At 25.2% G+C, this 4,844-nt stretch carries 2 protein-coding genes and 1 pseudogene; 2 read left to right on the top strand and 1 reads right to left on the bottom strand.

All coding sequences use genetic code 11. The features are described 5' to 3' along the window. Positions 1–70: 70 nt before the first annotated feature. A complete protein-coding gene (locus tag L8W69_RS08970; protein ID WP_039626225.1) occupies positions 71–586 on the bottom strand; it encodes an Hcp family type VI secretion system effector in 516 nt (171 codons plus the stop codon). 135 nt (positions 587–721) lie between these two features. Between L8W69_RS08970 and tssM the strand changes: the two genes are divergently transcribed. Beyond that, positions 722–4,264: a type VI secretion system membrane subunit TssM gene (tssM, locus tag L8W69_RS08965; RefSeq protein ID WP_263666960.1), complete on the top strand. Its 3,543-nt coding sequence runs from the start codon at positions 722–724 to the stop codon at positions 4,262–4,264. Beyond that, positions 4,254–4,844 (top strand): annotated as a pseudogene (locus L8W69_RS08960) (hypothetical protein); the annotation flags it as partial. The gene tssM and the pseudogene L8W69_RS08960, both read left to right, overlap by 11 nt.

Here is a 4,844-nt window from a genome sequence, read left to right as displayed (position 1 = left end):
ATTTTTAATGAAAGTGATAAGGATATTAAATAGCATATAAAGCTCATTGTTTAACAATGAGCTTATTGTGTTACGAATTTGCTTCTCTCCAATCATCACTTCCGCTTGTTCCAGCCGCTGTATGCTCCCAAATAACTTTTCTGTAATTTAAAGATACCTTAAAAAGCTCTGTTTTGTCATGATTGTTTGCTTCTTGAGCATTTGGCATTACTAAGGTAATATCTGTAATGATAGCATCTTCTAATTTAGTTGTAAAAAAATGTTCTTGTCCACCACTTGTTGATGTTCTAAACCAATGAACTTCAACACTCGGAAGTCTTTCACCTTTTGTAAGTGCATTGTAAAGTAGAGGAACTGCTTTATTTAGAGAGCAAGTGAAAGTAAAAGGCTTATGAACTCTTTGTCCTGATGGTTGTCCACTTTGTTGATCAACTGGAACTGTTACAATATGAGAAATTTCTTGAGCCATAATCTCGTCTTCGTGTCCTGCTTGATAGCGATTTCCTATACTTGCTTCTGTAGAAGCACCACTTGAAATAAGTCCTTGTGTTGAACCTTCGATTTTGATATATGCTGGTTGTGCCATGTTTTTCCTTATGATTATAATTTTAACTTTATATTTATATTAAAAGCTTTTAATATTTTAATACAAAATAAGTAAAAATAATATAAAATTAATAAATAGAAATAAAAATTATTTGAATTTATATTAGGAAAAATTATGTTTCAAAAAATAATGCAAATTTTAAAATCTAGGATTTTCGTAATCACATTAATACTTATTATTTTAGTTGTCTTAAGTTTATTTTTTTGGGCTTATGGTTCTTTATTTGCGTTTAATGAAATTTATGTTTTTAGTAATTCTTATTTAAGATTTGGGATAATTTTTATATTTTGGTGTTGTATTTTTTTGTTTTTTCTTTTAAAGCCTTTAAGTAATTTTATAAAATCTTTTAAGGATGACAAAAGAATAAGACTTAAAGAAATTAAAAAAGAATCTAATGAATTTTTATACAAAGCAAAAAGAAATTTCTTTATCGCATTAAAAGATGCCAAACAAACATGGAAAAAAGATATCAACACTAAAAATTTGCCTCTTGTTGTTATTGTGGGAAATGAAGGTGCTGGTAAAAGTACTTTTATAAATTATTCTGATATAGAATATCCTTTAAGTGATAGTTTAGAATCATATAAAAAGATGCATAAGTCTACCAATAATTTTAGCTTATATGTTTCCAAGAAAGGCGCTTTGCTTGATACTGAGGGAAATTATTTTTCTCAAGAAGATTTTTTTCATCCTAATAGTAGCGATGAGTTACCCGAAGATGATATAGAGAAAAATAGAGACTTTTTAATTAAAAAGAGCATTTGGCAAAATTTTTTAAAATTTTTAAATAAGAATTATTTTCATAGTAAATTAAATGGCATTATTTTAATAATTGATACTCGATTGTTTTTGGAAAACACAAAAGAATATTCTAATAATTTAATTCGTTATTTAACAAAAAGAGTGCATGAGTGTGAAAAAATTTTAGGTGTACAATTACCTATTTATGTTGTTTTTTCAAAATTAGATTTAATAGAAGGTATGAGAGAATTTTTTGATATTTTCAATGAAAAAATTCAAAAAAAAGCTTTTGGTGTAAGTTTTGCAGAACATTTTAAAGAAGAAGATATTCAAAAGTCTTTTGAAGAGATAAGCAAATCTTTGTTTTTATGTTTTGTTGATAAAAATTCTTCTATATACACTATAGAGGAAAAAAATAAAATTTATTTATTTTTAAAGCAGTTGGATAATTTATTTGTATTGAGCAAAGACTTTATCGTGCAACTCCAAAATGAAAATATTTTAAAAAATAGTTCAGTTTTAAGAGGGGTATATTATGTAAGTGCTTATCAAGAAAATGTGCCAAGAAATTTTATGCTTGATACAATTTGTGAAAAGTATAATATAAAAAAACCATTAGCTCAAGTAAAACAGTCTTTTAGTAAGCAAAGTTATTTTGTTCAGTCTTTGCTTGAAGATATTGTCTTTAAAGATTCATCGCTAAGTAGAATTAAAAGTTTTTACAAAAAGATATCGCTTGTGGGTCTAACTATATTTTTGAGTTGTATGACTTATTTTATTTCATCTTATTTTATTCTTAAAAGTGAGCAAGAAAAGAAAATATCTCAAAGTGTTTATACAGATCTTTCATTTTTGTTGAAAAATATGCAAGATTACCCCATGATGAGTATAGAAGAGAAAGCAAAATTATTAGTTGATTTAAGAAATATACTAAGTGTATATCCACAATTAATCGAAAAGGCAAGTTTGTTTGAATATTTTAGCTTAAACATAACATATAAAGGCTTTAAAAAAGCACAAAATTTATATTATAAAATTAGTGAAGATGTGTTGAAAAATACCCTATTAAAAGAAATGGAAATAATATTACAAACTGATGATAATTATGATAACTTAATTAAAACTTTATATGTATATAAATCATTGTTTGAGCAAAAATATCTTGATAAAGATTTATTAAAAATATGGATTAATGAAAATTGGAATTTTTTAGAAAAATATAAAATTTCTAAAGAAAATTTTCTATCTGGTATCGATGAACTTCAAAAGATTGACTTAAGCACTTCTCAGCAAGATGATATTTCGGTTAAACTATCTATTGAAAAACTATATAATGTAGCAAAAATTCAAAGAATATATACTTTACTTAACTTTATCATTCTAGATAAAAACAATAAAGTATATAATTTTAAAAATGAATTAGGATTTGCTGCTAATAATGTTTTCTCAGAGTCTATTAAAATTGATAGTATTGAAGAAATTTACACAAAAAAAGGTATGGCTGACTTTTTGCAAACGTTAAATGTAAAAATAGATAAAGCCATTGAGATTGATTCGTGGATTTTAAATGATTTGTCAAATTCTGAAAATAGAAGCAATATGGCAATGGGAATTATTAAAATTTATTTAACGCAATATCAAAATAAATGGCAAGAAATTTTAAATTCACTTGCACCAAAAAAGTTTATTTCCAAAAGTTCTATGCTAAATGAACTTAATATACTATCTAAAAAAGAAAATCCTTTAATGAATTTTATAAAAATTGTTAGTGTAAATACCAATCTTAACGATGCTACTTTACTAACTCAAGCATATAATCTCGGTGTTAATGCTGCTGAAATAAAGACAAGTTTTATGGGGATTACCAGTTCGTTTGATGCTTATCATAAAATTATAGAACAAAATTCTATTTTAAATACGGGTGCTACTGCTGTAGGTTTAGATGTTGGAAGTCATCAAAAAACCATGGAATTAATAAATACAGATTTGTCTAATATTCATAAAAAAATAATTGACTTTACAACAAATAACTCGCAAACTATTGAGGAAAAAATAAAATACGCTTTAAGCGATAGTAAAGATTCTAGCGACCCATTTAGTTCTCTTGAACAAAATATTAAAAATTTACCAAGTGAATTGGAAAAATATTATGTAACTCTTTCTTTATATGCTTGGAATATTATAGAAAACCATGGAGTTTCTTTGTTTAATACTGTTTGGTTGAATGAGGTTTATGCACCATTTGTTAATGATATAGCTCCTTTTTATCCTTTTAATTTGCTAAGTTCACAAGATTTGAGTATAGATTCTTTTAAAAATTTCTTTGGTAAAAATGGAATTTTAAATAAGTTTTATGAAAAATATTTAACAAATGTTCTAATTAAAAGAAAAAATGTTTACTCTATTAATTCTAAATTTAGTTCAAGATTAACTTTTTCCAAAGAATTTTTGGATTTTATTACTAAGGCTGGTAATTTATCAGAGTTAATGCTAAATGCAAATGATGTAATGAGAGTGCGCTTTACTTTACAAAGTCTTGACTTAAGTGCCGATTTTTCTTTTGTAAAAGTTCAGTATAATGATACTTCTATTATATATGATCACACATTACATACAAAATTAGATGTTATAACTGATGAATTTAACAATGGAACTAGTTTTGATTTCACTGCGTATTCTTATTTAGATGCTAATATAAATTACACAAAATCATATAAAGGAGAATGGGCTTGGTATAAATTATTACAGGAAAGTAAAAATTCAAATTCATCTTACAGTGTTTTATTTAATGACAATAAAAAAATGTATTTTGATTTCAAACTTAATAATAACAACTCAGATATTAATAATATAATTATGATATTAAGTGATTTTAAAATAGTAGAAAATATAACAAAGGCTCAAAATGATAGATAAAGAAACCATAGGATTGATAATTGAAAATATTGACGAAAATATTACGAAAACAGTAGCTTGTGTATTTGATGAAACTGGTGGACTTGTTGGATCAAGTCCAGAATGTTTATTTTGGATACAAGATAAAAATAATTCTGTTAAAGAAAAACATATGAAGATTACTTTTGAAGAAGGTTTTTTTACTATGACGCCTATAGAAGGCAGTGATATTTTTTATAATAATTCTTTTTCTAGATTGGAAGATGGTTATGAAATTATTATCAACAAAGGCGATGTTCTAAAGTTAGGTCTTATTGAGTTGCGTTTTGTTGATTCAAAAGAGATTAAACAAGAAACTTTAAAGCAAGCAAAAGAAATAAAAGAAATAGAAAAACACACACAGATGGATGAAATAGAGCTAAAACCTAGAGGAAAAATAGATGGTTTAGATTTTAAGGCAAAAGAAAACATTAAAGAACTTATTGAAACAAAAATAGATTATAGTTTTATAGAGGATAATAATATTAAAAATTCTGAAGTTATTATGGAATCTAATTCTTCTGTTAATTTAGATTTTACTTATGAAAATATAGGAAAAATT

Origin of the sequence: Campylobacter sp. CNRCH_2016_3089, assembly GCF_025772505.1 — a bacterium.
Lineage (GTDB): Bacteria > Campylobacterota > Campylobacteria > Campylobacterales > Campylobacteraceae > Campylobacter_D > Campylobacter_D lari_D.
Note: the sequence above shows the minus strand (reverse complement) of the source record. Positions and strands in the feature narration are given on the sequence as shown.